Source organism: Microbacterium sp. OVT16B, from assembly GCF_019969705.1.
GTDB classification, from domain to species: domain Bacteria; phylum Actinomycetota; class Actinomycetes; order Actinomycetales; family Microbacteriaceae; genus Microbacterium; species Microbacterium natoriense.
This window is the reverse complement of sequence record NZ_JAHXZA010000001.1, coordinates 2,632,741-2,655,154: the sequence shown is the minus strand read 5'-3', so window position 1 is coordinate 2,655,154 and position 22,414 is coordinate 2,632,741. Positions and strand designations below refer to the sequence as shown.

The following is a 22,414-nucleotide window of genomic DNA, read 5'->3' as shown; positions in this document are numbered from 1 at the left end:
GTGAGCGCCGCGGAAGCGGAACCCACCCTCATCGGCTCGGTGCAGCGCGCCCTTCGCCTCGTCGACATCGTCGCGAACTCGCCCCGTCCTCTCCCGGCGAAGATGCTCGCCGCCATCACCGGCCTCACGCCGGGTACCACGTACAACCTGGTCCGCACCCTGGTACACGAGGGCTATCTGTCCAGCGAGCCCGACGGGCTCGTGCTGGGGAGTCGGTTCCCCGCCTTCCAGACGGAGCTCGACGCCAGGGGCGTGTTCCTCGCCAGGGTCCGCGCGGCGCTGCGAGACGTGACCGAGGAGGTCGGTGCGACGGCGTACCTCTCCCGCTACGCCGACGGGGAGATGCACCTCGTCGACATCGTCGATGCGGTGCAGAACCCCCGGGTCGAGCTGTGGGTCGGGCTGCAGTCGAGCGCGCACGCGACGGCGCTGGGCAAGCAGATCCTGGCCGATCTGTCGGAGGAGCAGCGTGCAGACTACCTCGCCAGGCACCGACTGGAGGAGCTCACGCCGCGCACCATCAGCGACCGCGCGACGCTCCTCGCCCAGCTGGAGCACTCACCCGGGTTCGCGGTCGACCGCGAGGAGTATGCGATCGGCGCCACCTGCGTCGCCGTCCCGGTCATCGCGCCGAACGTCACGGCATCCCTGGCGATCTCGCTGCCTGCGGAGCTCGCGGTCGTCGACATGACGCTGGTGACCTCGCTGCGGCGCGCCGCGAGACGGCTCTCGCTCCAGCTCGGAGCGGATGCTCTGGACGGTGGCGGCCCGGGCGCGGAGTTCAGTATCTGACCGTCGGTTCACTATTTGAAGAACTGCATCTAGCGCAATGGCATGCGCTTTCCTATGATCAGAGTTGTAGTCGTCAGTGCAACGACGCTACAGGAGGTGGAACGTCCCCAGCGTTCTGCAGCCCACTTGGATGAAGAGCGTCCCCAGTGCTCTGAGTCCGCGGCCCCGAGGAGTCCCCACTCCGCCGGGGCCGCCATCATGTTCGGGGCTTTTCTCGCGGCACGGCGCCAGGGGAGCAGCGCTCGTCTCCGCCTGGATGCCGCTCCAGGCCAGGGCGGTTAGCATGGCGTGATGATCGATCAGCGGCCACAGTACGGCGAACTCGCGACTCCGGAAGAACAGCGCAGAGCCGCCGGCCTCCCGCCGCTGAGCGAGGTCGAGTCCGTCGCTCCTGTCGCCTCCGAGGCCGCGCCCGCAGAAGCGCCCCGTCGCCCCGTCGACCGGTTCGCGACCGTCGTGCTGCTCGCCTACGGCCTCGTCAACGTCATCACCGCTGGCCTGTCGTACCTCGACTTCGGCAGGGTCATGACCGAGGTCATGAAGGTGATGGGGATCGACGGGGAGTTCACGAACTACGACCAGGGCAGGATCTGGGGCACGGTCGCCGCGATCGTGCTCGTCATCGGATGGTGCCTCACCGCCGTGATCTCGCTGCGGAGGCTGCGCCAGGGCAAGCTCACCTGGTGGGTGCCGCTCGTCGGCGCCGCGGTGACGCTGCTGGTGACTTCGATCTTCGCGGCGATCCCTCTGATGGGAGACCCGGCGTTCATCGCGTACCTCGAGAGCATGACGACGCGATGAGCCGTCTCGTCGCCGTCTGCGCTGTCCATCAGCTGCTGCCGGATGCCGGCACCGTCGGGATCACCGCGATCGACAAGAGGGCGGTCGAGGGGCCGGTGAAGGTCGGCTCCTACGGCGTCTACGCCGACGTGCAGGCCGATCGCAGACATCACGGCGGACCGGACAAGGCGCTGTACGCGTACTCCGAGGAGGATGCCGCCTACTGGGCGGCCGAGCTCGGACGCGACACTCCTCCTGGGTGGTTCGGGGAGAACCTGCGGGTCGAGGGCATCGATGTGAACGCGGCCCTGGTGGGCGAGCAGTGGCGGATCGGCTCGACCGTGATCGTCGAGGTCACCATGCCGCGCACGCCGTGCCAGACGTTCGCCCGTCGCGTCGGCGGCGATGCGGAACGCGGCTGGGTGAAGCGCTTCTCGGATGCGCGTCGTCTCGGTCCCTACCTCCGCGTGGTGAAGAACGGCAGGATCGAGGCCGGCGACGAGATCGTCGTGGTCCACCGCCCCGATCACGCCCCGAGCATCCTGGACATCTACCGGGGTCCGTGACCCGCAACCCGTGCGCGGCGCCGCCGACGGCGGGGCTCGCGGCTGTCCGGGAAGAACCCCGCTCAGACGGAGAATGCCCCGGCCGTTCCCGGCCGGGGCATTCCGTGACGATTCTCGTCTGTCAGCTCTTCGACTGTCCGTAGGAGCCGAGCTGGCGGGTCGACTCGACGACACGGGCGGCCATCGCGGTCTCCGCGATCTTGCCCCAAGCGCGCGGGTCGTACAACTTCTTGTTCCCGACCTCGCCGTCGACCTTCAGGACGCCGTCGTAGTTCTTGAACATGTAGTCGGCGATCGCACGCGTGTACGCGTACTGCGTGTCGGTGTCGATGTTCATCTTGATGACGCCGTTGGCGACCGCAAGGGCGATCTCCTCGTCGGTCGAGCCGGAGCCGCCGTGGAAGACGAGGTCGAGGGGCTTGGCAGCCGTGTTGTACTTCGCAGCGACCTCGGCCTGGATCTCGCCGAGGAGCTCCGGGCGCAGCTTCACGCCGCCCGGCTTGTACACGCCGTGCACGTTGCCGAAGGTGAGGGCGGCGATGTAGCGGCCCTGCTCGCCGAGGCCCAGGGCCTGGACGGCCTGGTCGACGTCGGCGAAGGTCGTGTAGAGGGCTTCGTTCGAGCCCTCGTGCTGCACGCCGTCCTCTTCGCCGCCGACGACGCCGATCTCGACCTCGAGGATGGCGTTGATCGCCTTCATGCGGGGGAGGAGGTCCTTGGCGATCTCGATGTTCTCCGCGAGGGGAACGGCCGAGCCGTCCCACATGTGCGACTGGAAGATCGGGTTGCGGCCGGCCTTCACCTCTTCTTCGGAAGCGGCGATCAGCGGCTCGACGAAGCCGGCGAGGGCGTCCTTCGGGCAGTGGTCGGTGTGCAGCGCGACGGTGACGGGGTAGTTCTTGGCGACCTCGGTCGCGTACCGGGCGAAGGCGAGAGCACCGGTGGCGCGGGCCTTGACCGTGTGGCCGGCGAAGTAGTCGGCGCCGCCCGTGGTGACCTGGATGATGCCGTCGGAGCCGGCCTCGGTCAGGCCCTGGAGGACGGAGTTGATCGTCTGCGAGCTCGAGACGTTGAATGCGGGGTACGCGAAGCCGCCGGCCTTCGCGCGGTCGAGCATTTCTGCGTACTGGTCCGGGGTGGCGACGGGCATGAGAACTCCTGCGATAGGTGAGCCGGGACAGCAGTCACTCTAGCCGGGAAGGGGAGGGGATGCCGTCGGGATGACGCTCCGGAGGGGGACTCTCTGCCGCACGGTTAAGAATCACGATTCCTTCCTGCGATTTCGCCCGAAAGGAGGCGATTGCCACCGCGATTCTGGCTACTCTTGCCGCATGGTGAGTCTGACTGGTGATCTGAGCCCTCTTCGTCCCGACCGCAACCTCGCAATGGAGCTGGTGCGCGCGACCGAGGCGGCCGCGATCCGTGCGGTGCCGTTCATCGGCCGTGGCGCGAAGGAGGCCGCCGACGGTGCGGCCGTCGACGCCATGCGCGCCTTCCTCGGCACCGTCGCCTTCCAGGGGCAGGTCGTCATCGGCGAGGGCGAGAAGGACAACGCCCCGATGCTCTTCAACGGCGAGGTCGTCGGCACGGGCACCGGGCCGCTCTGCGACATCGCGGTCGACCCGATCGACGGCACCTCCCTGACAGCAGCCGGCCGCCAGAACGCGCTGTCGGTGATCGCCGTGTCCGACCGTGGAACGATGCTCGACGCGTCCAGCGTCTTCTACATGGACAAGCTCGTCACCGGTCCCGCGGGCGTCGGCGTCGTCGACATCCGCCTCCCGATCGGCGAGAACATCCGTCGTCTCTCGGCCGCGCTGGGCAAGCCGGTCGACGAGATCGTCGTCTCCGTCCTCAACCGTCCGCGCCACGAGCAGCTCATCCAGGAGATCAGGGATGCCGGAGCCGGCACCCGTCTGATGAGCGACGGCGATGTCGCGGGCGGCATCAACGCCGCACGCCACGGCGCGCGCACCGACATGTGCGTCGGCGTCGGCGGCAGCCCCGAGGGCATCGTGACCGCGTGCGCGATCAAGGCGCTCGGCGGTCACATCCAGGGCCGCCTGTGGCCTCGTGATGACGACGAGCGTCAGCGCGGCATCGACGCCGGTCTCGACATGGACAAGGTCTATGAGGCCGACGACCTCGTCCGGGGGGACAACACGATCTTCGTGGCGACGGGCGTGACCGACGGCCAGCTCGTCGCGGGTGTGCGTCGCGAGGGCGGCTACATCTACACCGAGAGCGTCGTGCTGCGCGGCGCATCGGGCACCCTGCGGCGGATCGCCTCGGAGCACCTCGTCTCGAAGTGGCTCTGATCCTGCGCTGACGGCGACGCGCGCCATCGTGAGAGCTGAGGTGCGCGCGGCATCGTTATCGAGACGGAACCCCTGCCCGGAGCGCTGAGCCGTGGTTTCCGTGCGCGTCGTGTGACAATTGTCTCTGGGTTTCTCACCGTCGACGGAGCCGCAGGCACCGCAGACACAGGAGGGCGAAGCAGATGGCAACGCAGCACACGAGCGATTCGAAGGCCGCGCCGACCAAGTTCGTCACGACGAACACCGGGCGCATCCTCCGGGTGAACGTCGATGAGATCGACGCGGCAGCCAAAGCAGCAGCCGCCTCCGCCGCCACGGTCCACGCGGTCGACCCGGCTCGCCGTGCCGATGTGCTCTTCCGCGTGCGTCGCGACGAGGGACACGAGGTCAGCGCCTGGTGGATGATCGGCGCGTTCCTCGCCACCAGCGGACTGGTGATCCTCCTGCTCTCGGGCGTCCCCGGCGTCGCCTGATCAGGCCTCTGGCGTCGCCTGACTGAGTCTCCGGCGTCGTCTGATCAGGTCTCTGATCGTCGCCTGATCAGGTCGCTCATCGGAGCGGACTCTGGTCGGACTGGACTCCGGTCGGACTCTGGTCGTTTCGACGGCCTCAGTCGCCCTCGAGCCGCTGACGCACGTCGCCCAGCTCGGCCCGCACGGGCTCGGCGGCATCCACATCGCTGACGAGCTCGGCCGCTGTGAATCGGCGCGCGCTGCCCCCGATCACCTGCGGTGACGCGTCGAGCGTCGAGGAGTCGACGCCGGGGAACTGCCGGGCCGTCACGAGCACGCGGTTCTCCAGTGAACCGGCGAAGCGGTTGTAGCTGTCGACCGTGCGCTCCAGGGCGCGGCGGAGGTCGTCGGCATGGCCGGCCAGCACGCCGAGGCGGTCGTACAGCTGCGTGCCGAGGGCGAGCAGAGTGCGAGCCTCGGTCGACACCTCCTGCTGGGTCCAGGTGTAGGCGACCGTCTTGAGCACCGCCCAGAGGTTGACGGGCGAGGCCAGCGCCACCCGGCGGCTGAACGCGTAGTCGAGCAGTGTCGGATCCTCGTCGATCGCCGCGGAGAGCAGCGACTCGCTCGGCAGGAAGCAGATCACGAACTCGGGGCTCGACTCGAGGCCAGACCAGTAGGCCTTCTTGGTGAGCGCGTCGATGTGTGCGCGCACCGCTTTCACGTGCTTCTGCATGAGCATGCGCCGCTCCGCCTCGTGCGCGTCGCCCGCCGGCAGCGCCGATGCCTCAAGATAGGCGTCGAGGGGGACCTTCGCGTCGACGGGGATCGACGCGCCACCGGCGAGCCTGATCACCATGTCGGGCCGGCCGACGCCGCGATCCGAGGAGATGGTCGACTGCAGATCGAAGTCGACGTGCCGGGTGAGGCCCGCGGCCTCGACGACGCGCCGCAGCTGCGTCTCACCCCACACGCCCCTGGTCGCGGTCGACTTCAGCGCTCCGGCGAGCGACTCGGTCGTCGCGCGCAGCGCCTCATCGGACTCCTGTGCGCGACGCAGCTGTTCGGCGAGCGACCCGAACTGCGCATGGCGCTCCTGCTCGATCGTCGCGACCTTGTGCTGCATCTGCTGGAGGCTCTCGCGCACGGGAGCGAGCGCCGTCAGGACGGCGTTCTGCTGCTGCACGCGGATCGCCTCGGCCCGCTGCTCCTCACGGGCATGCTCGACGGCATCACGATACAGGTCGTACTGTCTGTCGCGGTCGTCGCGCGCGGCGGCGAGCTCGGCCTGTGCTCTGGCCAGCTCCGCCGCTCCTCGGCCCGCGCGCAGGTACCAGCCCAGGGCGGCACCGGCCGCGAGGGCGATGAGGAGGAGGACGATCGTCAGAGGATCCATGGATCCGATGATGCCCTCGACCACCGACATCGGCGGGATGTCAGGCGACGGCGCGTTCCTCCGCGGCGGCGACCGGTTCGGTGACGCGGAGGCCCAGAGCCCTGGCGAGACCGAACACGTCCGACGCCTCGGCACGTCGGGCGGAGTCGATCACGATCTCGGCGCAGGCGCGGGCGTCGGCCAGCGCATCGTGGTGCGAGAACTCCGAGAATCCCGCGGCGGCAGCGGCCTTGGGCAGACGGTAGGAGTCGAGCTCGTACGTCTTCCGCGCCACCTGCAGGCTGCACAGCGAGCGGTACGGCGGGCAGATCTCGCCCGTCGCCTCCGAGGCGCGGCGCAGCACGTTCAGATCGAATCCGGCGTTGTGTGCGACCAGCACGTCGGCGCCGGCGAACGCGCACAGGCGGTCGAACTGCTCGGACCAGGTGGCGGCATCCCTCACGTCGTGCGGACGGATGCCGTGGATCTTGACGTTCCACTCCTGGAACTCGTCGTGGCCTGCGGGCGGTTGGATCAGCCAGCCCGCGGTGGCGACGACGCGGCCGTCGCGAACGCGGACGAGTCCGACGGAGCAGGCCGAGGCGGGGCTGGAGTTCGCCGTCTCGAAGTCGATCGCGGTGAAGTCCAGGGGCACCTCTCCACTTTCACCCCGCCCTCCGAGCGGGTCCGGAAGACTCGCCGTAGGCTGGCGATATGGCTGAGGATATGGCGACGTCGTTCGGAGCAGAGGCGGGGAACTACGAGGCGGGGCGACCCGACTATCCGTTCGAGGCGGTCGCCTGGATGCTCGAGCCGATGCCCGCGGGTTCCACGCGCATCGCCGACGTCGGGGCGGGCACGGGCAAGCTCACCCGAGTGCTCGCCGCGGCCCCGGACGCCGAGATCGTGGCGATCGACCCGGATCCTGCGATGCTCTCCGCCCTGCGCGATGCCGTGCCCGGCGTGCCGACCTTCGTCGGCACCGCCGAGTCGCTGCCGCTGCCGGATGCGGGTCTCGACGCCGTCGTTCTCGGCCAGGCGTGGCACTGGGTCGACCCCGTGACGGCCTCCGCGGAGGTCGGGCGCGTCGTGAAGTCCGGGGGAGTGCTGGGGCTGATCTGGAACCTTCGCGACGAGCGCGCCGACTGGGTGCGCCGTCTCACCGAGATCATGCACGGCAGCAACGCCGAGATCATGATGGCCGAGGGAGGCCCCTCGGTCGCGACGCCGTTCGGGGAGCTCGAGGAGGAGACCTGGGAATGGGTGCGGCCCATCACCCGGGAGCAGCTGCACAGCATGGCGTCGTCGCGCAGCTACATCATCACGGCATCCGATGAGGAGAAGGCGCGTGTCCACGGCGAGATGGACGCCCTGTTCGACGAGCTGGGACTCCATGGGGATACCGTGATCGATCTGCCGTACGTGACGCGGGCGTTCCGCGCGATCAGGAGCTGAGTCCTGCGGCGGGATCCTGCCGACCGGGCGCTCCGAGACCCGGCCAATCGACCGGGATCCGGATCGTCGCGCGTGAACCTTCCGGATCTCGAGCGGAGATCCGGATCCGGGAGGGCGTCTACCGGGCGCAGGCTCGCGGCATCCGCCCCCGGTAGACTCGACTTCCGTGGCTCTTACAATCGGAATCGTCGGCCTGCCCAACGTCGGCAAGTCCACCCTCTTCAACGCTCTCACCAAGAACGACGTGCTCGCGGCGAACTATCCGTTCGCGACGATCGAGCCCAACGTCGGCGTGGTGAACCTGCCCGACTCGCGTCTCGACAAGCTCGCGGAGATCTTCGGCAGTGAGCGCATTCTCCCCGCCGCGGTGTCGTTCGTCGACATCGCCGGCATCGTCCGGGGCGCGAGCGAGGGCGAGGGTCTGGGCAACAAGTTCCTCGCGAACATCCGCGAGGCCGACGCGATCGCCCAGGTCGTCCGCGGCTTCGCCGATGACGACGTCGTGCACGTGGACGGCGCGGTGAACCCGGCGTCCGACATGGAGACGATCAACGCGGAGCTCATGCTCGCCGACCTCGAGACCGTGGACAGGGCGATCACCCGCTACGAGAAGGAAGTCCGCGGCAAGAAGATCGAGCCGATCGTGCTCGAGACCGCGCAGGCGGCGAAGGAGGCCCTCGAGCGCGGCGTGCTGCTCTCGGTGTCCGGCCTCGATCTCGCGCCGATCCGCGAGCTCGGCCTGCTGACCTCGAAGCCCGTCATCTTCGTCTTCAACGTCGACGAGGGCGTGCTGACGGACGCTGCCCGCAAGGAGGAGCTTGCCGCGCTGGTCGCCCCCGCGAAGGCGATCTTCCTGGACGCGAAGATCGAGTCCGAGCTCATCGACCTCGACCCCGAGGATGCCGCCGAGCTGCTGGCCTCGACGGGACAGGACGAGTCGGGTCTCGACCAGCTCGCCCGCATCGGCTTCGACACCCTCGGCCTGCAGACGTACCTGACGGCGGGCCCCAAGGAAGCGCGCGCCTGGACCATCGGCAAGGGCTGGAAGGCCCCGCAGGCCGCCGGAGTCATCCACACCGACTTCGAGAAGGGGTTCATCAAGGCGGAGATCGTCTCGTTCGACGACCTCGTCGAGACGGGGTCGGTCATCGAGGCCCGAGCCAAGGGCAAGGCCCGCCTCGAAGGCAAGGACTACGTCATGCAGGATGGCGACGTCGTGGAGTTCCGCTTCAACAACTGAGCATTCGCGGCGAGTCGCATCCTGTGTGGGCTGACACCATCTCCCTGATGGATCGACCGCCGTCAGCGTCCATGGGCGGCGGCCGTATGTCGGATGCCGGTGCGACGATGGACGCATGCCCGAATCTCCGGAGGTGCAGGCGCTCGTCGAGTTCCTCGATGAGCGAGTCCGAGACCGTGTCATCGCTGAGATCGACATCGGCGAGTTCCGCATCGTCAAGACCCGCGAACGCCCGCCTGCGTCGCTCATCGGCGCGCGAATCTCCGGTCTACGGCGATTCGGGAAGCACCTCGGGATCGATACCTCGGCGGGGTGGATGATCATCGGGTTCGGACGCAACGGCTGGATCCGGTGGAAGGCGGCAGGAGATGTCTCCGTCGAAGAGCCGGTTCCGGAGGTCGCGAGCGTCACCTTCGATGACGGTGCAGTGATGCGGATCGTCGACGCGGGCGACTTCCTCGCTGTCACAACTGCGATCGTGGACGTCCCTTCGGACGTCGCGGGCATCGCGGCACTCGGCCCTGATCCTCTCTCGGCAGAGTTCTCCCGCGAGGACTTCGAGCGCGCGCTCGGCACCCGCAAGAAGCAGATCAAGGCGCTGCTGCAGGAGCAGACATCCGTCGCGGGAATCGGCAACGCGTACTCCGATGAGATCCTGCACCGGGCACGTCTCTCTCCGGTCGTGCACGCTGCGGTGCTGGACTCCGAGGCCAGAGAGAGGCTGTTCGCCGCCACCGTCGACATCATGCGCGGAGCGCTCGCCGACCGCCGGGGGCTGCCTCCGGACGCCCTCAAACCCGCCAAGATCCAAGCCATGTCTGTCCATGGGCGCGGCGGGCAGGCATGCCCAGTGTGCGGCACGATGATCGTCGACCACGTCTTCGGAGGAGCATCCGCGCAGCGTTGCCCCCGGTGCCAGCCGGATCAGGCGGACGGGGGCGTGCTGTAAGTCCAGATAGAGCGATCTGAACCGGCCGAGCAGCAGGGGCGTCGGCGCTTCCGGCGACGCGCCCGTCCGTCGCACGGTTGTGGGGAGATACGCTGGAGAGGCCGTTTCGGTCCTTGAGGCTAGCGACGGCCCATACACCCAGGCGCAGCGCCGCAGACGAAGCATCGATCGTGCAAGGAGACCGACGCAGATGACCGACACCCAGATCTTCGAGCCCGACGGACGTGCGATCCCCTTCGTCGATGAGGGAGACGGTCCGGTCAAGCTCGTGCTGATCCAGGAGCACGGCCTCGCCGCCGACGTGCTCGGCGTCGTCGCGCACTACCTCGCCGAGGAAGCCGGGTTCCATGTGCTGCGCATCGGGCACAGGGCCGACGCTGCCGGCGCCTCGTTCGAGGAGCGGGTCGAGGATGCTCTCGCCGTCATCGATCATGTCGGTCTTCAGGACACGTGGATCGGCGGGCACGGCTTCGGCGGGACCGTGGCGCGCGCGCTCGTCGCGGCGCACCCCGACCGCGCGAACGGCCTCCTCCTGCTCGGCGTCGAGGAGGCCGACGTCGAGATCGCGCCGGCGATCCCCGTGCTCATCGTGCAGGGCACCGATGACGACGCGAACCCGCCGGTCAATGCCGAGCGCCTGCACTCGACGATCCCCGACCGGTCGAGCATCAAGACCATCGGCGGCGACCACCTCTTCCCGATGCACCACCCGATCGAGACCGCCGTGGTCATCGAGGAGTACCTCGACTGGGACTGAGTTCGCCCTATGCTGATCGCGTGACCCAGATCCCCGCATCCGCCAAGGTGACACCCTGGCGCTCGTCGCGTTCATCGCGGCCTTCGTCATCCCCCTGGCCGGTCTGATCCTGTCGTTCTTCGCGAGGCATCAGCTCGATACGCTCGGCAATGCGGAGAGCGGGCGCGGGCTGGCGAGATGGGCGATGGTGATCGGCATCCTGGGTACCCTTCTGCAGCTGGCGTTCTTCATCGTCTGGATCTCGTTGTTCGCGACGGCGATCGGGCAGATGCCCGTCGGACGTTAGGCTGCCGGGTCGCTTTGCCGCGGTTCACAGGTCGCTGAAGTCGTTCGACGGCGCCATGATCTGCACCACGGTGTCGCCATCCAGCACGAACAGCAGGAAGAGGATCCCGACCTCACCGGGATGCGCTAGGGACGTCGTCCCCGGCACCGGGACACCGCCAAGCCCGACATAGTCTGCCGTGCCGTCGCCGTCCTCATCCCATTGGTCCCAGCCGTTCGCGGCCGACAGATCGGCACGGGACGAGCCGACGGAGAGGCCCTCCTCTGTCGCGATCGGGACGCCGTCGACCTCGGGCCCGCTGACGCTGATGCTGGCGGCCCCTGTGCCTCCTGCATCCGTGATGACCTTCAGGCCCTCCCAGTCGTAGGCCACTTTGTCCATCTCGTATCCCGGCGGGTCCTCGATCTCGGTGGGCGTCGGCAACTCACCGGTCGCTTCGGTAAGCAGCGCGAGCAGCGCCGCAGCATCGTCGTACTGCGCGCTCGCCGTATCCGCGCCTTCGATGTAGGTGACGCCGTTGATGCCCACCACGAGCTGAGGTGACTCGTCTGTGCTGGGGGAGGGTTCGGTGGTCGTCGACTCGATCGAGGAGGGTGTCGGAGGAGCCTTCGGGGTCGCCGCACAGGAGACGAGGGACGCTGTGGCGGCGGCGATGACCATGATGGGGGCGATGATACGGCGCATGCGTAGACAGTATCGATTCCATCGGCTCCATCGGCTCCATCGGCTCCATCAGCGCAGGGCGGTGAGAGTGTCTTGCTGATCGTGATGAACTCGCAACCAGCTCACTCCTTCGCTGAGTGAGCGGGCACGGGAACGGAGACGCAGAGGTGGTTCCTAGCGCCCCTGGCGCTTCTTGTAGGGCTTGGGCTGACCCTTGACCACCGGTGCGCGGCCCCTGCCCTTGGAGGCCTTGGCCTTGCCGCCGGCCGGGGCGACAGGCTTCGCGACGGGAGCCGGCTCCGCGGCGATCCGCTCCCTCGCCTCATCGAGCAGGAGCAGCCCGGCGGCGGTGACCTTCGTCTCGCCTCCACGTGTGACGAGAGGGTGCCCCACCTCGTCCTCCAGCTTCTCGATCGTCGAGTAGAGCGCGGCGAGCGGGATGCCGAGGGACTCTGCGGCGCGGGGGAAGTGCAGCTCCTCGGCGACGGCGACGAAACGTCGAAGCTGGGTGATGTTCACGGAGAGCCGTTCCTTCCCCGCGAGGATCGCGGTCGACTCCCCAGCGTACGCGTCGCGACGGTGCCGCAGCGACGCGGTCGGCGTACGCTGTGCGTGTCACCGACCGAAGGAGCAGCCGTGCCCGACCACGATGAGCATGCCCCTCACGGGCATATCCCCGCGCCCGGCGAGCCGACCGTCCCGGAACTGGAGATCGACGAGAACGTCGCTCCGAGGCCGGAGGAGGAGATCGCCGACATCCTGCGATCGGCACCCGACCTGAAGGACCACAGCCGGCAGCGCGAGTGAGCGGGATGCCGTGTCATCCGCCGACCTGCGTCGATGACAGGATTGTCTGATGACCGCGACACTGGTGGCCCAGGACCTGGCCGGAGGGTACGGTCACCGCACCCTCTTCGACTCCCTCGATCTCACCGTCGCTCCCCGCGACGTGGTCGGCGTGGTGGGTGCGAACGGCGCGGGAAAGTCCACCCTCCTCCGTCTCCTCGCCGGGCTCGACGAACCTCAGGCGGGGAGCATCGCGCTGGCGCCGGCCGACGCGTTCGTCGGCTGGCTGCCGCAGGAGCACGAGCGCATCGCGGGGGAGACGGTGTCGGCGTACATCGCGCGCCGCACGGGGTGCGCGTCCGCGACAGCGGAGATGGATGCCGCGGCTGCCGCGCTCGGCGACCCCTCGCTCGCGCGCCCGGGAGCAGACCCGGCCGATGTCTACTCGGCGGCGCTCGACCGCTGGCTCGCGAGCGGAGCCGCGGACCTCGAGGAGCGCGTCCCCGCCGTGCTCGCCGAACTGGGACTCGACCTCGGCGACGCCGCCGGGGACGCGCTGATGACCTCCCTGTCCGGAGGGCAGGCGGCGAGAGTGGGGCTCGCCGCCCTCCTCCTCTCGCGATTCGACATCGTGCTGCTCGATGAGCCCACCAACGACCTCGATCTCGACGGTCTGGAGCGTCTGGAGACGTTCGTGCGCGGACTCCGCGGTGGAGTGGTGCTCGTCAGCCATGACCGCGAGTTCCTCTCCCGCTGTGTGACGCGCGTGCTGGAGCTCGACCTCGCGCAGGGTACGAACCGCGTGTACAGCGGCGGCTACGACGCGTACCTGGAGGAGCGGGCGACCGTGCGACGGCACCTGCGCGAGAAGTACGACGAGTTCGCGGAGAAGAAGGCCGACCTCGTGTCCCGCGCGCGCACGCAGCGGGAATGGTCGAGCCAGGGCGTGCGCAACGCCATGAGGAAGTCGCCGGACAACGACAAGATCCGCCGCAAGGCCTCCACCGAGTCGAGCGAGAAGCAGGCGCAGAAGGTGCGTCAGATGGAGAGCAGAATCGCCCGGCTGGAGGAGGTCGAGGAACCGCGCAAGGAGTGGCAGCTCGAGTTCAGCATCGCCGCTGCGCCGCGATCGAGCTCGGTCGTGTCGACCCTGAGCGCCGCGGTCCTCCGCCAGGGCTCGTTCACCCTCGGACCGGTGTCGCTCCAGGTGAACGCGGGGGAGCGCATCGGCATCACCGGACCCAACGGTGCGGGCAAGTCCACCCTGCTGCGCGCGCTGCTCGGCCGGCAGCTCCCCGATGAAGGCACCGCGAGCCTCGGGGCGAGCGTGCAGATCGGCGAGATCGACCAGGCGCGCTCCCTCCTCGCCGGGGCCCGACCGCTCGCGGGAGCATTCGAGGACCTGGTGCCGGAGTACGCGACCGGCGAGGTGCGCACCCTGCTCGCGAAGTTCGGACTCAGGGCCGACCATGTGAACCGGCCGGTCGACGAGTTGTCTCCCGGAGAGCGCACGCGCGCGGGGCTCGCGCTCCTGCAGGCGCGCGGCACAAACCTGCTCGTGCTCGACGAGCCGACGAACCACCTCGATCTCGCGGCCATCGAGCAGCTGGAGCAGGCCCTCGACTCGTATGAGGGCACCCTGCTGCTCGTCACCCACGATCGACGGATGCTCGACACCGTGCGGACCGACCGCCGCTGGCGCGTCGAGGAGGGCCAGGTCACCGAGCTGTGACCGGCATCCGGCCGCCCGAGCCGCGCCGGATCGCCGATACACTCCGACCCGCCATGCGGCTCGCCCGATAGCATCCAGGCATGGCCACACCCTCCGCGCGCGCATTCGTCCGTCTGCGGGCTCTCCTCTCGATCATCGGCGGACTCGCCGCGGGCATCGCCGTGGGGCCGTTGCTGGGGGTCGCCGCGGGCATCCTGACCGGGTGGGGCGTCTTCGCGCTGACGAACGTGATCTGGGTGCTGCTGCTCATCTGGAGGATGGATGCCGCCGACACGAGGGCGCACGCGACGCTGGAGGCCCCCGGTCGCCGAGTGGCGCGACTGATCTCGATCCTCGGGAGCCTCGTCAGCCTGGGCGCCGTGCTCGTCGTGCTCGTGCAGGCGCAGAAGACCCCGGGCGTCGAGGAGTATCTGCTCGCGGGGATCGCCGTGCTCAGCGTCGCCGCATCCTGGGCGCTCATCCACACCGAGTACGTGCTGAGGTACGCCCGCATGTACTACTCCGAGCCGGTGGGAGGGATCGACTTCAACCAGGAGGAGGACCCGGAGTACACCGACTTCGTCTACTTCTCCGTCGGGCTGGGGATGACATACCAGGTGTCTGACACGAACCTCACGCGCAACGAGTTCCGCCGGGTCGTGATCGCCCAGACCGTGCTCGGCTACCTCTTCGGCACCGTCATCCTCGCGTCGATCATCAACCTCGTGGTCGGGCTCGGCTGATCCGGATCAGCCGCCCCGCACCGCGTCGGACGCCGCTCCGGATCGACGTCGTGATCTGACCGGCACCGTTCCACCCGGCGCCGGACAGCACGGATGCCGCGACCCGGGGGCCGCGGCATCCGCTGTTCCGACCGCGAGGTCAGACGGTCTGGGGGAGCACCGTGAACGAGACGGATCCCGCCTCGTCGACTCCCGCATCGAGGATCTTGTCATCGAGCACCGCCGACGCGGGCTCGTCGATGAAGAGCCGCACCCCGGACGCGTCGAGGACGTGATCGCTGGGCTCTGGATGCGCGGTGACCTGCACGGCCAGTCGCGCGCCGCCCGCCGTCTCGGAGGCGGTGGAGTGGATGCGGAGACCCGCATCGGCCGCGTCGCTCTGACGGCTGACCAGGGTCGTCACGATCGCGGTGGCGTTGTCGGTGAGGGTGAGCATGGGTGCTCTCCTTTCCGGTTGGGGCATGCCGAGGTCACGACATGTCCGGGCCACGCTTCCTCACCCGAAGGGATGCCGCAACCCTCGACCGCGGATTCGGAGGGTCCTCACACCTCAGCCCGCCCGACGAGCGGCGAGCATCCGCCACAGCCCCGCCCACAGCGCTCCGACGAGCACCACGGAGCAGACGAGGGTGAGCGCACCGGCCGACCTGCCGACGGTGAAGTCGACGATCAGCGTCGTCACGCCCACGGTGAGGAGACCGATCACGAAGAGGTCGAGAGTCACGATGCGCGCGGCGATCCGCACGAGCTCGGGCTTGCGCCTCCGGCCGAACAGGGCGCGATGCATGCCGACCGGGGTCAGCGAGAGCAGGGTCGCGACGGCGGCGAGGGCGACGAGCACGATGTACAGCACGTGCTGTGCGGCGTCCATCTCGGTGAAGCGCTGCTGGAACGCGACGGCGAGCAGGAAGCCGGTGAGGATCTGCGTGCCGGTCTGCATGACCCGCAGCTCCTGCATCAGCTCGTCCCAGTTGCGATCGGCGCGCTCGTTGGGCGTCTCATCGCGTCCGTCGGCGAGGTCGTCCACCTCGGGATCAGTGCTCATGACCCCAGTCTCGCGGGGCGCGCAGGGAGCCGTCTAGAGCGTCGTGGGCGCGGAGCCCTCTTCGCGCAGCCGTGGCTCGGTGCGGCGCTCGGGGCGGACACCTGCCTTGTCGGCGTAGAACGCGCGGATGCGGTCCATGTCGGCGGCGACGTCTCCGGTGAGGTCGATCGTCGGGCCCAGCCCCGTGGTCATCGTCGTGCGGTCGACGAAGCCGAGCGTCACCGGCATCCCCGTCTGGACGGCGATGCGGTAGAAGCCGCTCTTCCAGTACTCGTTGCCGCCGCGGGTCCCGTCCGGGGTGACGACGAGCCCGAAGACGGCGCCGTCGTTGACCTGGCTCACCACGTCGTTCACGACCCTCGCAGGATCGGCCCGGTCGACGGGGATGCCGCCGATCCCACGCATCATCGGCCCTCGCCAGCCGCGGAAGAGGCTCTTCTTGCCCAGCCAGTGCACGTCGATGCCGAGGCGCCACGCGATGGCGAGCATCAGCACGAAGTCCCAGTTGGAGGTGTGCGGAGCACCGATGAGCACGGTGGGCCGTGTCGGCGCCGGCTCCGAGGCGAGCGTCCAGCGGCTGAACACCCAGAAGAGGCGGGCGACGAGTGACCTGAGCATCCCTCAACCGTAGGGGGTGGGCCCTGTCGATCCGCTGTCGGTCTCGTCGCCTCCTCGTCCCGGGCGCGTCGTGTGCTCCGATTCAGTGCGGAGGGGCGTCGAAGACGGAGCCATCCCCGCGCAGCAGGCGTACCATCGAAGGATGACGAAGACACAGGGGGACGGCGTCGGCGCGGATGCGCCTGAGACGCTCCACTCTCTTCTCGGTACCCTCAACCTGCTCGGCGACGACGCCGCGGGTTACTGCAGCGGCGGCGTCTGCCACTTCCCGGCGCCCCCTGTCGAGAAGGCCGAGTAGCGGCAGACGCCTCGCCGGTCAGTGTCCGGCGTGCTGCGGGGTGCTGCCGTCGTCTTCCGGCTTGCGGATGAAGAACGCGCCCACCACGGTGAGCGTGGCGATGACCGCGCCGATGAGGAATGCGACCTGCGACCCGGAGGCGACAGCCGCCGGGTCATCGGATCCGCCGTTCGCGTTCATGACCACGGTGTACACCGCGACCATGACTGCGATGCCCGCGGCGCCGGCGACCTGCTGCACGGTGCCGATCACGGCGCTCCCGTAGGAGTAGAACTTCGGCGTGAGCGAGGCGAGGGACGCCGTGAACAGCGGAGTGAACGACAGTGCGAGACCGATCGACAGCGTGATCTGCGAGAGCAGCACCACCCACACCGGCGTGGTCGTGCTGAGGGTCGTGTAGAACCACAGCGTCGCCGCGGCGAGGATCGCACCGGGGATCAGCAGGATCCGCGTGCCGCGCGCGTCGTAGATGCGGCCGATGATCGGTCCGAGCAGGCCCATCGCCAGGGCGCCGGGGAGGATGATGAGGCCGGCCTCGGTGGTCGGCAGCATGAGCGCCTTCTGCAGGTAGAGCGGGACGAGCGTGATGGTTCCGAAGAACGCCAGCGAGAGCAGGAACATCTGCGCCATGGACAGCGAGAAGCCGAGCGAGCGGAAGACGCGCAGATCGAGCAGCGCGTCGTCCTTGCGCTGCAGGATCACCTGACGCCACAGGAACGCACCCAGTGCGATGACGCCGACGACCAGGGCGATCACCAGCGGCGCCGGGTTGGCTCCGCCTTCGCTGAGGGCGCCGATCTGGCTGAGACCGTAGACGATGCCGCCGAAGCCGAAGGCCGACAGGATGATCGAGAGCACATCCAGCGGAGCGTTCGTCGTCTCGCCGACGTTGGTCAGCCAACGCCATCCGACGAACATCGCGACCAGTGCGATCGGCAGCACGACGACGAAGATCGAGCGCCAGCCGAAGTGGTCGAGAAGGAAGCCCGACATCGTCGGACCGATCGACGGAGCCAGCGAGATCACGATGCTCACGCGGCCCATCATGCGGCCGCGGGACTCGTTCGGCACGAGGTTCATCATCGTGGTCATGAGCAGCGGCATCATCATCGCGGTGCCGCCCGCCTGCACCACACGGGCGACCAGCAGCATCTCGAACCCCAGCGCGAACGCGGCGAGCAGGGTGCCGGCGGAGAACAGCGCGAGGGCGGCCAGGAACACCTGACGGGTCGTGAAGCGCTGCAGCAGGAAACCGGTCGTCGGGATGACGACAGCCATCGTCAGCATGAAGGCGCTGGTGACCCACTGTGCGGCGATCGGGGTGATCCCGAGGTCGTCGATGAGATGCGGGATCGCCATGCCCATCGTGGTCTCGTTGAGGATCGTGACGAACGCGGCCGTCAGCAGGACCCAGATCACGCGCATGTCCCTGCGCGGGATCAGGCCTGTCGAGGGGGCCGGGGTCGTCGAGATGGAGCCGGTATCGACGGCAGACATGGGCGGCCTCCAGAAGGCATCGAGGTAAGGGGATGCGTGCGAGTGCACGAGAGTCACTCAGCGTAACGGCTGCCTCGGACATTTCATTCCGAACTCACAGGAATCCGCCCTCAGCGGATGCGGAGCCGGTGTCGGCGGGGCTGGGTACGCTGGCGTGATGAGCATGGGCATGGGCGGCGGTCCGCGCGGCGGATTCCACGGGGTCGACGCGGCGGCGCAGCGGCGCATCAACGCCGCCGCTCCGCGCATCGACGGGCTCGGCTCGCGGGTGATCGCCCTCTTCCACCCCTACCTCTGGCGCATCGGCTTCACGGCCTCGCTCGTGATCGTCGGCGCCGCCATCGCCGTCGTCCCTCCGCTCCTCGTGCAGCGGATCTTCGACGACGCGCTGTTCCCGGTGTCCGGCGGCGGACCGCAGCTCGATCTGCTGCTGTGGCTCGTGCTCGCGACGATCGGGCTGTTCCTGCTGTCGGCGGTGCTCGGCGTCGCGCAGACGTGGCTGACGTCGACCGTCGGCAACAGCGTGACCGGCGATCTGCGGGTGAAGCTGTTCGAGCACCTGCAGGCGATGGAGCTCGGGTTCTTCACGCGCACCAAGACGGGCGTGATCCAGTCGCGGCTGCAGAACGACGTCGGCGGCGTCTCCGGAGTGCTGACGAACACCGTCACCAGCATCCTCGGCAACACGGTGACGGTCGTGGCGTCCCTCGTCGCCATGATCCTCATCGACTGGCGGCTGACGCTCATCGCCGTCGTGATGATGCCGTTCCTCATCCTGGTCCAGCGCCGCGTCGGCCAGCTGCGGGCGCGCATCGCGGGCGAGACGCAGGAGTCGCTGTCGGAGCTCACCTCGATCACGCAGGAGACGCTGAGCGTCTCGGGGATCCTCCTCTCCAAGTCCTTCAACAGGCAGCGCACCGAGTCCGCCCGCTATCAGGCCGAGAACCGCAACCAGGTGATGCTGCAGGTGCGACGGGCGATGAGCGGTCAGGGCTTCTTCGCGGTCGTCCAGGTGCTGATGTCATCCGTCCCGGCGATCATCTACCTCGTCTCGGGCTATCTGATCGCCGGGGGCACCGGTGCGATCACCGCCGGAACGGTCGTGGCGTTCACCACAGTGCAGGCGCGCCTGCTGATGCCGCTGATGGGGCTCATGCGGGTCTCCCTCGATCTGCAGACCTCGTCCGCACTCTTCGCGCGCATCTTCGAGTACCTCGACCTCGTGCCCGAGATCCAGGATGCTCCGGGGGCGATCACGGTCGCCGAGGCCCCAGGGCCTCGGGGCCGGATCGAGTTCGCCGACGTCGTCTTCCGCTATCCGGATGCCGCCCCCGATGCGCGTCCGACGCTTCAGGGCGTGTCCTTCGTCGCCGAGCCGGGAAAGCACGTCGCCTTCGTCGGCCCGTCCGGTGCGGGCAAGACCACGATCCTGTACCTCGCACCGCGGCTGTATGAGGCGCACGGCGGCGCCGTGCTGTTCGCCGGAGCCGATGTCCGAACCCTGACGCAGGAGTCGATCATCGACCAGGTGGGCATCGTCTCGCAGGAGACCTACCTGTTCCACGCGACGATCCGCGAGAACCTGCTCTACGCGAAGCCCGACGCCACGGAGGACGAACTCGTCGCGGCGTGCACAGCGGCCAACATCCACCACATCATCTCCGGCTTCGAGAACGGCTACGACACGATCGTCGGCGAGCGCGGGTACCGGCTCTCCGGCGGCGAGAAGCAGCGCATCGCCATCGCCAGGGTGCTGCTGAAGGATCCGCCGGTGCTCCTGCTCGACGAGGCGACCTCGGCGCTCGACACGGTGTCGGAGCGCGTCGTGCAGGAGGCTCTCGACGAAGCGGCCAAGGGCCGCACCACGCTCACGATCGCCCACCGGCTGTCGACGGTGATGGGCGCCGACGTCATCCACGTGCTCGAGGCGGGGCGCATCGTGGAGTCCGGCACCCACGCAGAGCTGCTCGCCCAAGGCGGGCTGTACGCCGAGCTCGCTGCGCAGCAGGTCGCCGCCTCGCTGGTGCTCGACACCGAGACGGAGGTCGAGCAGTCCGTCACCGGAGGGCTCGCTGCCGCGTTCGCCGATCGTCGTGCAGACAGGGCGCCTGCGGATTCTGCGGGGGAGGATGCCGTCGCGGCGCTCACCTCTCCGGTCCCGCTCCTCGACGCGACGATCGCCGAGGAGCGGGTGTATCCGAACGAGGCGTAGCGGCGCTCAGTGCACCGAGAGACCGCCGTCGACGAACAGCGAGTGCCCGGTGACATAGGCCGAACCCGCGCCGGCGAGGAAGACCGCCGCCGCCGCGAAGTCGGAGGGGAGGCCGTTGCGGCCGATCATGGTCCGCGATGCGAGGGCGGCGATCTGCACGGGGTCCTCCTGCAGCCGCGCGTTGAGGGGCGTGAGCACGAAACCGGGCACGAGGGTGTTGCTGGTGACCCCGGTCCCGCCCCACGCCTCCGCCTCCGAGCGCATGAGCGACTCCACAGCCCCCTTGGAGACGCCGTAGATGCCGCTGCCGACGAAGGCGCGATGCGCCTGCTGCGAGCTGATGTGGATGAGTCGTCCGTAGCCGCGCTCGGCCATGCCGACCCCGTAGCGCTGGCCGAGCAGGAACGGAGCGAGGGCGTTCACGGTCATGGTCGCGTCCCAGTCGTCCTCGGTGATGTCGGCGAAGGCCGGACGGATGTTGATCCCCGCGGAGTTCACGAGGATGTCCGGTTCGCCGAAGGGTTCGGCGGCGGCCTCGGCGACCGCGCGGATGCCGGCGCGAGTGCTCAGATCGCCGACCACGCCGGCGGCGCGGCCGCCGGCGTCGGTGAGCTCGCGCACGGTCTGCTCGACGCGGTCGGCCCCGCGGGCCACGATGACGGTCGCGGCACCCGCTGCAGCGAGCGCGGTGGCGATGCCCCGGCCGATGCCGGAGCTGCCGCCGGTGACGATGGCGGTGCGGCCGTCGAGGCCGAAGAGGGAGTCGAGATAGGTGTTCATGTGTCTCCTGAGGGGGGAAGACGCGGATCGTTCAGCGGCTGGGCGGCGTGTCCACGGCGTGACACGCCGCACGAGGAGTGACGGTCTGCGGCTTCCCGAGGTGGACCGGCGTCACCAGGCGAGCGCGGCGACGAGGTCGGGGTCGGGGTGGGCGTCTGCGAACTCGGGCAGTGACCGCAGTTCGGCGATGAACGCCGAGACCGCCGCAGCGTATGCGGGGTCCGGATGGGTGCCGGCGATCTCCTGGAGCGGCGGCACGTCCATGGTGAGGATGAGCTCGAGTCTAGCCGTGACCGCGGCGTGGGCACCGGCATCGCGCAGAACCCGGATGCCCCCGCGCAGCGCGGTGAGGTAGTCGAGCAGGACGGGCAGCTGCGCCTTTCCCTGCGTGATCGAGGTGCCGTCGGCGCGGAGCCGCCAGCGCACGACGGTGTCAGGGATCACGTCGAAGGCACGGGCGCGCGTGTACATCTGCTGCGCGACGATCTGATCCTCGTAGGCGACGCCCTCGGGGAAGCGCAGATCGGCCCAGAACGCGGCACGGCTCACCTTCGACCAGGCGACGATGTTCGCGGACGCCCGCGGGTGCTCGACGATCGTCGTGCCGAGGCGTGCGGGGTCGGTCGCGGCGGCGACCCACGGCTGCACGCGCCCGGCGACGTAGCGCTCGCCGTCGAAGCGCGAGCGCACGTAGGCAGCGGCCGCGAAGTCGCTCCCCGTCTCCGCGAGGGTGCCGGTGAGTCGCGCGAGGGCGGTGGGGGCGAGTTCGTCGTCACCGTCGAGGAACCCGAGATACTCGGTGTCGACGAGGGACAGCCCGACGTTCCGTGCGGCGCCGAGGCCGATAGAGGCCTCATGCCGGAGCATCCGGAATCGCGGGTCTGAGGAGGCGGCATCGGCGAAGATCGCCGCGGTCTCGTCGGTCGATCCGTCGTCGATCAGGATCGCCCGCCACCGTGATTCCGTCTGCGCACGCAGGGAGTCGAGAGCGGCCGGAGCGAACGCGGCGATGTCGCGCCCGGGGACGATCACGGTCACGAGCGGAGCGGATGCAGTCACCAGCCGAGTCTATGGCGAGCGGATGCGCCGGA

Annotated in this window: 25 protein-coding genes; 14 read left to right on the top strand and 11 right to left on the bottom strand. The window is 69.0% G+C overall.

All coding sequences use genetic code 11. The features are described from left to right. The 3 genes from LC438_RS18785 to LC438_RS12630 all read left to right on the top strand — a co-directional run bounded on the left by LC438_RS18785 (nucleotide 1) and on the right by LC438_RS12630 (nucleotide 2,138). Nucleotides 1-792: an IclR family transcriptional regulator gene (locus LC438_RS18785; RefSeq protein WP_223586757.1), complete on the top strand. Its 792-nt coding sequence runs from the start codon at nucleotides 1-3 to the stop codon at nucleotides 790-792. A 291-nt stretch (nucleotides 793-1,083) separates the two neighbouring features. Next, a complete protein-coding gene (locus tag LC438_RS12635; protein ID WP_223586756.1) occupies nucleotides 1,084-1,593 on the top strand; it encodes a DUF6264 family protein in 510 nt (169 codons plus the stop codon). Beyond that, nucleotides 1,590-2,138 (top strand): MOSC domain-containing protein, encoded by a 549-nt coding sequence (locus LC438_RS12630; RefSeq protein WP_105672577.1) that lies wholly within the window; start codon nucleotides 1,590-1,592, stop codon nucleotides 2,136-2,138. The genes LC438_RS12635 and LC438_RS12630 overlap by 4 nt, the downstream gene beginning before the upstream one ends. 121 nt (nucleotides 2,139-2,259) lie before the next feature. Here LC438_RS12630 and fbaA read toward each other — a convergent pair whose 3' ends face one another. After that, nucleotides 2,260-3,288, bottom strand: a complete 1,029-nt coding sequence (fbaA, locus tag LC438_RS12625; RefSeq protein ID WP_105672576.1) for a class II fructose-bisphosphate aldolase — start codon at nucleotides 3,286-3,288, stop codon at nucleotides 2,260-2,262. Nucleotides 3,289-3,469: 181 nt separating this feature from the next. Between fbaA and glpX the strand changes: the two genes are divergently transcribed. Together glpX and LC438_RS12615 are read left to right on the top strand one after the other, a co-directional pair. Beyond that, a complete protein-coding gene (gene glpX, locus LC438_RS12620) occupies nucleotides 3,470-4,456 on the top strand; it encodes a class II fructose-bisphosphatase (protein WP_105672575.1) in 987 nt (328 codons plus the stop codon). 182 nt (nucleotides 4,457-4,638) lie between these two features. After that, nucleotides 4,639-4,929, top strand: coding sequence for a hypothetical protein (locus LC438_RS12615; protein ID WP_105672574.1), 291 nt, complete (start codon nucleotides 4,639-4,641; stop codon nucleotides 4,927-4,929). Between the two features lie 136 nt (nucleotides 4,930-5,065). Here the strand turns inward: LC438_RS12615 and LC438_RS12610 are convergent, their stop codons facing one another. Together LC438_RS12610 and LC438_RS12605 are read right to left on the bottom strand one after the other, a co-directional pair. Further along, nucleotides 5,066-6,304, bottom strand: coding sequence for a DNA recombination protein RmuC (locus LC438_RS12610; RefSeq protein WP_105672627.1), 1,239 nt, complete (start codon nucleotides 6,302-6,304; stop codon nucleotides 5,066-5,068). A gap of 40 nt (nucleotides 6,305-6,344) precedes the next feature. Beyond that, nucleotides 6,345-6,938: a 3'-5' exonuclease gene (locus LC438_RS12605; RefSeq protein WP_105672573.1), complete on the bottom strand. Its 594-nt coding sequence runs from the start codon at nucleotides 6,936-6,938 to the stop codon at nucleotides 6,345-6,347. Nucleotides 6,939-6,997: 59 nt separating this feature from the next. Here LC438_RS12605 and LC438_RS12600 point away from each other — a divergent pair, with 59 nt between their 5' ends. From LC438_RS12600 to LC438_RS12585, 4 genes are all read left to right on the top strand, one after another. Next, nucleotides 6,998-7,738 (top strand): class I SAM-dependent methyltransferase, encoded by a 741-nt coding sequence (locus LC438_RS12600; protein WP_105672572.1) that lies wholly within the window; start codon nucleotides 6,998-7,000, stop codon nucleotides 7,736-7,738. Nucleotides 7,739-7,904: 166 nt separating this feature from the next. Further along, entirely contained in the window at nucleotides 7,905-8,978 is a 1,074-nt protein-coding gene (ychF, locus tag LC438_RS12595) for a redox-regulated ATPase YchF (RefSeq protein WP_105672571.1), read from the top strand. A 115-nt stretch (nucleotides 8,979-9,093) separates the two neighbouring features. Continuing rightward, complete coding sequence (locus LC438_RS12590; protein ID WP_223586755.1) at nucleotides 9,094-9,927, top strand: DNA-formamidopyrimidine glycosylase family protein; 834 nt, start codon at nucleotides 9,094-9,096, stop codon at nucleotides 9,925-9,927. A 190-nt stretch (nucleotides 9,928-10,117) separates the two neighbouring features. Next, nucleotides 10,118-10,684 carry an alpha/beta fold hydrolase gene (locus tag LC438_RS12585; RefSeq protein WP_105672569.1) on the top strand — a complete coding sequence of 189 codons (567 nt, stop codon included), beginning with the start codon at nucleotides 10,118-10,120 and terminating at the stop codon, nucleotides 10,682-10,684. Nucleotides 10,685-10,994: 310 nt separating this feature from the next. Here the strand turns inward: LC438_RS12585 and LC438_RS12580 are convergent, their stop codons facing one another. Then, the gene (locus LC438_RS12580) at nucleotides 10,995-11,630 is read right to left on the bottom strand and encodes a hypothetical protein (protein ID WP_146114247.1); all 636 of its coding nucleotides are present in this window, start codon (nucleotides 11,628-11,630) and stop codon (nucleotides 10,995-10,997) included. 177 nt (nucleotides 11,631-11,807) lie between these two features. Then, the gene (locus LC438_RS12575) at nucleotides 11,808-12,152 is read right to left on the bottom strand and encodes a LysR family transcriptional regulator (protein WP_105672567.1); all 345 of its coding nucleotides are present in this window, start codon (nucleotides 12,150-12,152) and stop codon (nucleotides 11,808-11,810) included. 117 nt (nucleotides 12,153-12,269) lie between these two features. On the opposite strand from LC438_RS12575, the gene LC438_RS12570 reads away from it, so the two are divergent. From LC438_RS12570 to LC438_RS12560, 3 genes are all read left to right on the top strand, one after another. Continuing rightward, the gene (locus LC438_RS12570) at nucleotides 12,270-12,440 is read left to right on the top strand and encodes a hypothetical protein (protein WP_181155805.1); all 171 of its coding nucleotides are present in this window, start codon (nucleotides 12,270-12,272) and stop codon (nucleotides 12,438-12,440) included. A gap of 49 nt (nucleotides 12,441-12,489) precedes the next feature. Continuing rightward, nucleotides 12,490-14,151, top strand: coding sequence for an ABC-F family ATP-binding cassette domain-containing protein (locus LC438_RS12565; RefSeq protein WP_105672566.1), 1,662 nt, complete (start codon nucleotides 12,490-12,492; stop codon nucleotides 14,149-14,151). An 80-nt stretch (nucleotides 14,152-14,231) separates the two neighbouring features. Continuing rightward, the gene (locus LC438_RS12560; RefSeq protein ID WP_223586754.1) at nucleotides 14,232-14,873 is read left to right on the top strand and encodes a DUF1345 domain-containing protein; all 642 of its coding nucleotides are present in this window, start codon (nucleotides 14,232-14,234) and stop codon (nucleotides 14,871-14,873) included. Nucleotides 14,874-15,012: 139 nt separating this feature from the next. Here the strand turns inward: LC438_RS12560 and LC438_RS12555 are convergent, their stop codons facing one another. The 3 genes from LC438_RS12555 to LC438_RS12545 form a co-directional block, all read right to left on the bottom strand. Next, nucleotides 15,013-15,309: a Fe-S cluster assembly protein HesB gene (locus LC438_RS12555; RefSeq protein ID WP_223586753.1), complete on the bottom strand. Its 297-nt coding sequence runs from the start codon at nucleotides 15,307-15,309 to the stop codon at nucleotides 15,013-15,015. A 114-nt stretch (nucleotides 15,310-15,423) separates the two neighbouring features. Beyond that, a complete protein-coding gene (locus LC438_RS12550) occupies nucleotides 15,424-15,918 on the bottom strand; it encodes a DUF6328 family protein (RefSeq protein ID WP_105672563.1) in 495 nt (164 codons plus the stop codon). 33 nt (nucleotides 15,919-15,951) lie between these two features. After that, the gene (locus LC438_RS12545) at nucleotides 15,952-16,536 is read right to left on the bottom strand and encodes a 1-acyl-sn-glycerol-3-phosphate acyltransferase (RefSeq protein WP_105672562.1); all 585 of its coding nucleotides are present in this window, start codon (nucleotides 16,534-16,536) and stop codon (nucleotides 15,952-15,954) included. 142 nt (nucleotides 16,537-16,678) lie between these two features. Between LC438_RS12545 and LC438_RS12540 the strand changes: the two genes are divergently transcribed. Continuing rightward, the gene (locus LC438_RS12540; RefSeq protein ID WP_181155804.1) at nucleotides 16,679-16,834 is read left to right on the top strand and encodes a hypothetical protein; all 156 of its coding nucleotides are present in this window, start codon (nucleotides 16,679-16,681) and stop codon (nucleotides 16,832-16,834) included. A gap of 18 nt (nucleotides 16,835-16,852) precedes the next feature. Here the strand turns inward: LC438_RS12540 and LC438_RS12535 are convergent, their stop codons facing one another. Continuing rightward, the gene (locus LC438_RS12535; protein ID WP_105672561.1) at nucleotides 16,853-18,331 is read right to left on the bottom strand and encodes a DHA2 family efflux MFS transporter permease subunit; all 1,479 of its coding nucleotides are present in this window, start codon (nucleotides 18,329-18,331) and stop codon (nucleotides 16,853-16,855) included. Between the two features lie 157 nt (nucleotides 18,332-18,488). Here LC438_RS12535 and LC438_RS12530 point away from each other — a divergent pair, with 157 nt between their 5' ends. Next, complete coding sequence (locus LC438_RS12530; protein ID WP_223586752.1) at nucleotides 18,489-20,543, top strand: ABC transporter ATP-binding protein; 2,055 nt, start codon at nucleotides 18,489-18,491, stop codon at nucleotides 20,541-20,543. A gap of 6 nt (nucleotides 20,544-20,549) precedes the next feature. On the opposite strand, the gene LC438_RS12525 is transcribed toward LC438_RS12530, so the two are convergent. Both LC438_RS12525 and LC438_RS12520 read right to left on the bottom strand, forming a co-directional pair. After that, nucleotides 20,550-21,323, bottom strand: coding sequence for an SDR family NAD(P)-dependent oxidoreductase (locus LC438_RS12525; protein WP_223586751.1), 774 nt, complete (start codon nucleotides 21,321-21,323; stop codon nucleotides 20,550-20,552). A 111-nt stretch (nucleotides 21,324-21,434) separates the two neighbouring features. Beyond that, nucleotides 21,435-22,382: a glycosyltransferase family A protein gene (locus LC438_RS12520; protein ID WP_105672558.1), complete on the bottom strand. Its 948-nt coding sequence runs from the start codon at nucleotides 22,380-22,382 to the stop codon at nucleotides 21,435-21,437. Nucleotides 22,383-22,414 lie beyond the last annotated feature (32 nt).

Excerpts from the sequence above, each read along its gene's own strand:
- LC438_RS12635 (WP_223586756.1), top strand. The coding sequence starts at position 1,084 with ATGATCGATCAGCGGCCACAGTACGGCGAACTCGCGACTCCGGAAGAA.
- LC438_RS12630 (WP_105672577.1), top strand. The coding sequence starts at position 1,590 with ATGAGCCGTCTCGTCGCCGTCTGCGCTGTCCATCAGCTGCTGCCGGAT.
- fbaA (WP_105672576.1), bottom strand. The coding sequence starts at position 3,288 with ATGCCCGTCGCCACCCCGGACCAGTACGCAGAAATGCTCGACCGCGCG.
- glpX (WP_105672575.1), top strand. The coding sequence starts at position 3,470 with ATGGTGAGTCTGACTGGTGATCTGAGCCCTCTTCGTCCCGACCGCAAC.
- LC438_RS12615 (WP_105672574.1), top strand. The coding sequence starts at position 4,639 with ATGGCAACGCAGCACACGAGCGATTCGAAGGCCGCGCCGACCAAGTTC.
- LC438_RS12610 (WP_105672627.1), bottom strand. The coding sequence starts at position 6,304 with ATGGATCCTCTGACGATCGTCCTCCTCCTCATCGCCCTCGCGGCCGGT.
- LC438_RS12600 (WP_105672572.1), top strand. The coding sequence starts at position 6,998 with ATGGCTGAGGATATGGCGACGTCGTTCGGAGCAGAGGCGGGGAACTAC.
- LC438_RS12590 (WP_223586755.1), top strand. The coding sequence starts at position 9,094 with ATGCCCGAATCTCCGGAGGTGCAGGCGCTCGTCGAGTTCCTCGATGAG.
- LC438_RS12585 (WP_105672569.1), top strand. The coding sequence starts at position 10,118 with ATGACCGACACCCAGATCTTCGAGCCCGACGGACGTGCGATCCCCTTC.
- LC438_RS12580 (WP_146114247.1), bottom strand. The coding sequence starts at position 11,630 with ATGGTCATCGCCGCCGCCACAGCGTCCCTCGTCTCCTGTGCGGCGACC.
- LC438_RS12565 (WP_105672566.1), top strand. The coding sequence starts at position 12,490 with ATGACCGCGACACTGGTGGCCCAGGACCTGGCCGGAGGGTACGGTCAC.
- LC438_RS12560 (WP_223586754.1), top strand. The coding sequence starts at position 14,232 with ATGGCCACACCCTCCGCGCGCGCATTCGTCCGTCTGCGGGCTCTCCTC.
- LC438_RS12555 (WP_223586753.1), bottom strand. The coding sequence starts at position 15,309 with ATGCTCACCCTCACCGACAACGCCACCGCGATCGTGACGACCCTGGTC.
- LC438_RS12550 (WP_105672563.1), bottom strand. The coding sequence starts at position 15,918 with ATGAGCACTGATCCCGAGGTGGACGACCTCGCCGACGGACGCGATGAG.
- LC438_RS12545 (WP_105672562.1), bottom strand. The coding sequence starts at position 16,536 with ATGCTCAGGTCACTCGTCGCCCGCCTCTTCTGGGTGTTCAGCCGCTGG.
- LC438_RS12540 (WP_181155804.1), top strand. The coding sequence starts at position 16,679 with ATGACGAAGACACAGGGGGACGGCGTCGGCGCGGATGCGCCTGAGACG.
- LC438_RS12535 (WP_105672561.1), bottom strand. The coding sequence starts at position 18,331 with ATGTCTGCCGTCGATACCGGCTCCATCTCGACGACCCCGGCCCCCTCG.
- LC438_RS12530 (WP_223586752.1), top strand. The coding sequence starts at position 18,489 with ATGAGCATGGGCATGGGCGGCGGTCCGCGCGGCGGATTCCACGGGGTC.
- LC438_RS12525 (WP_223586751.1), bottom strand. The coding sequence starts at position 21,323 with ATGAACACCTATCTCGACTCCCTCTTCGGCCTCGACGGCCGCACCGCC.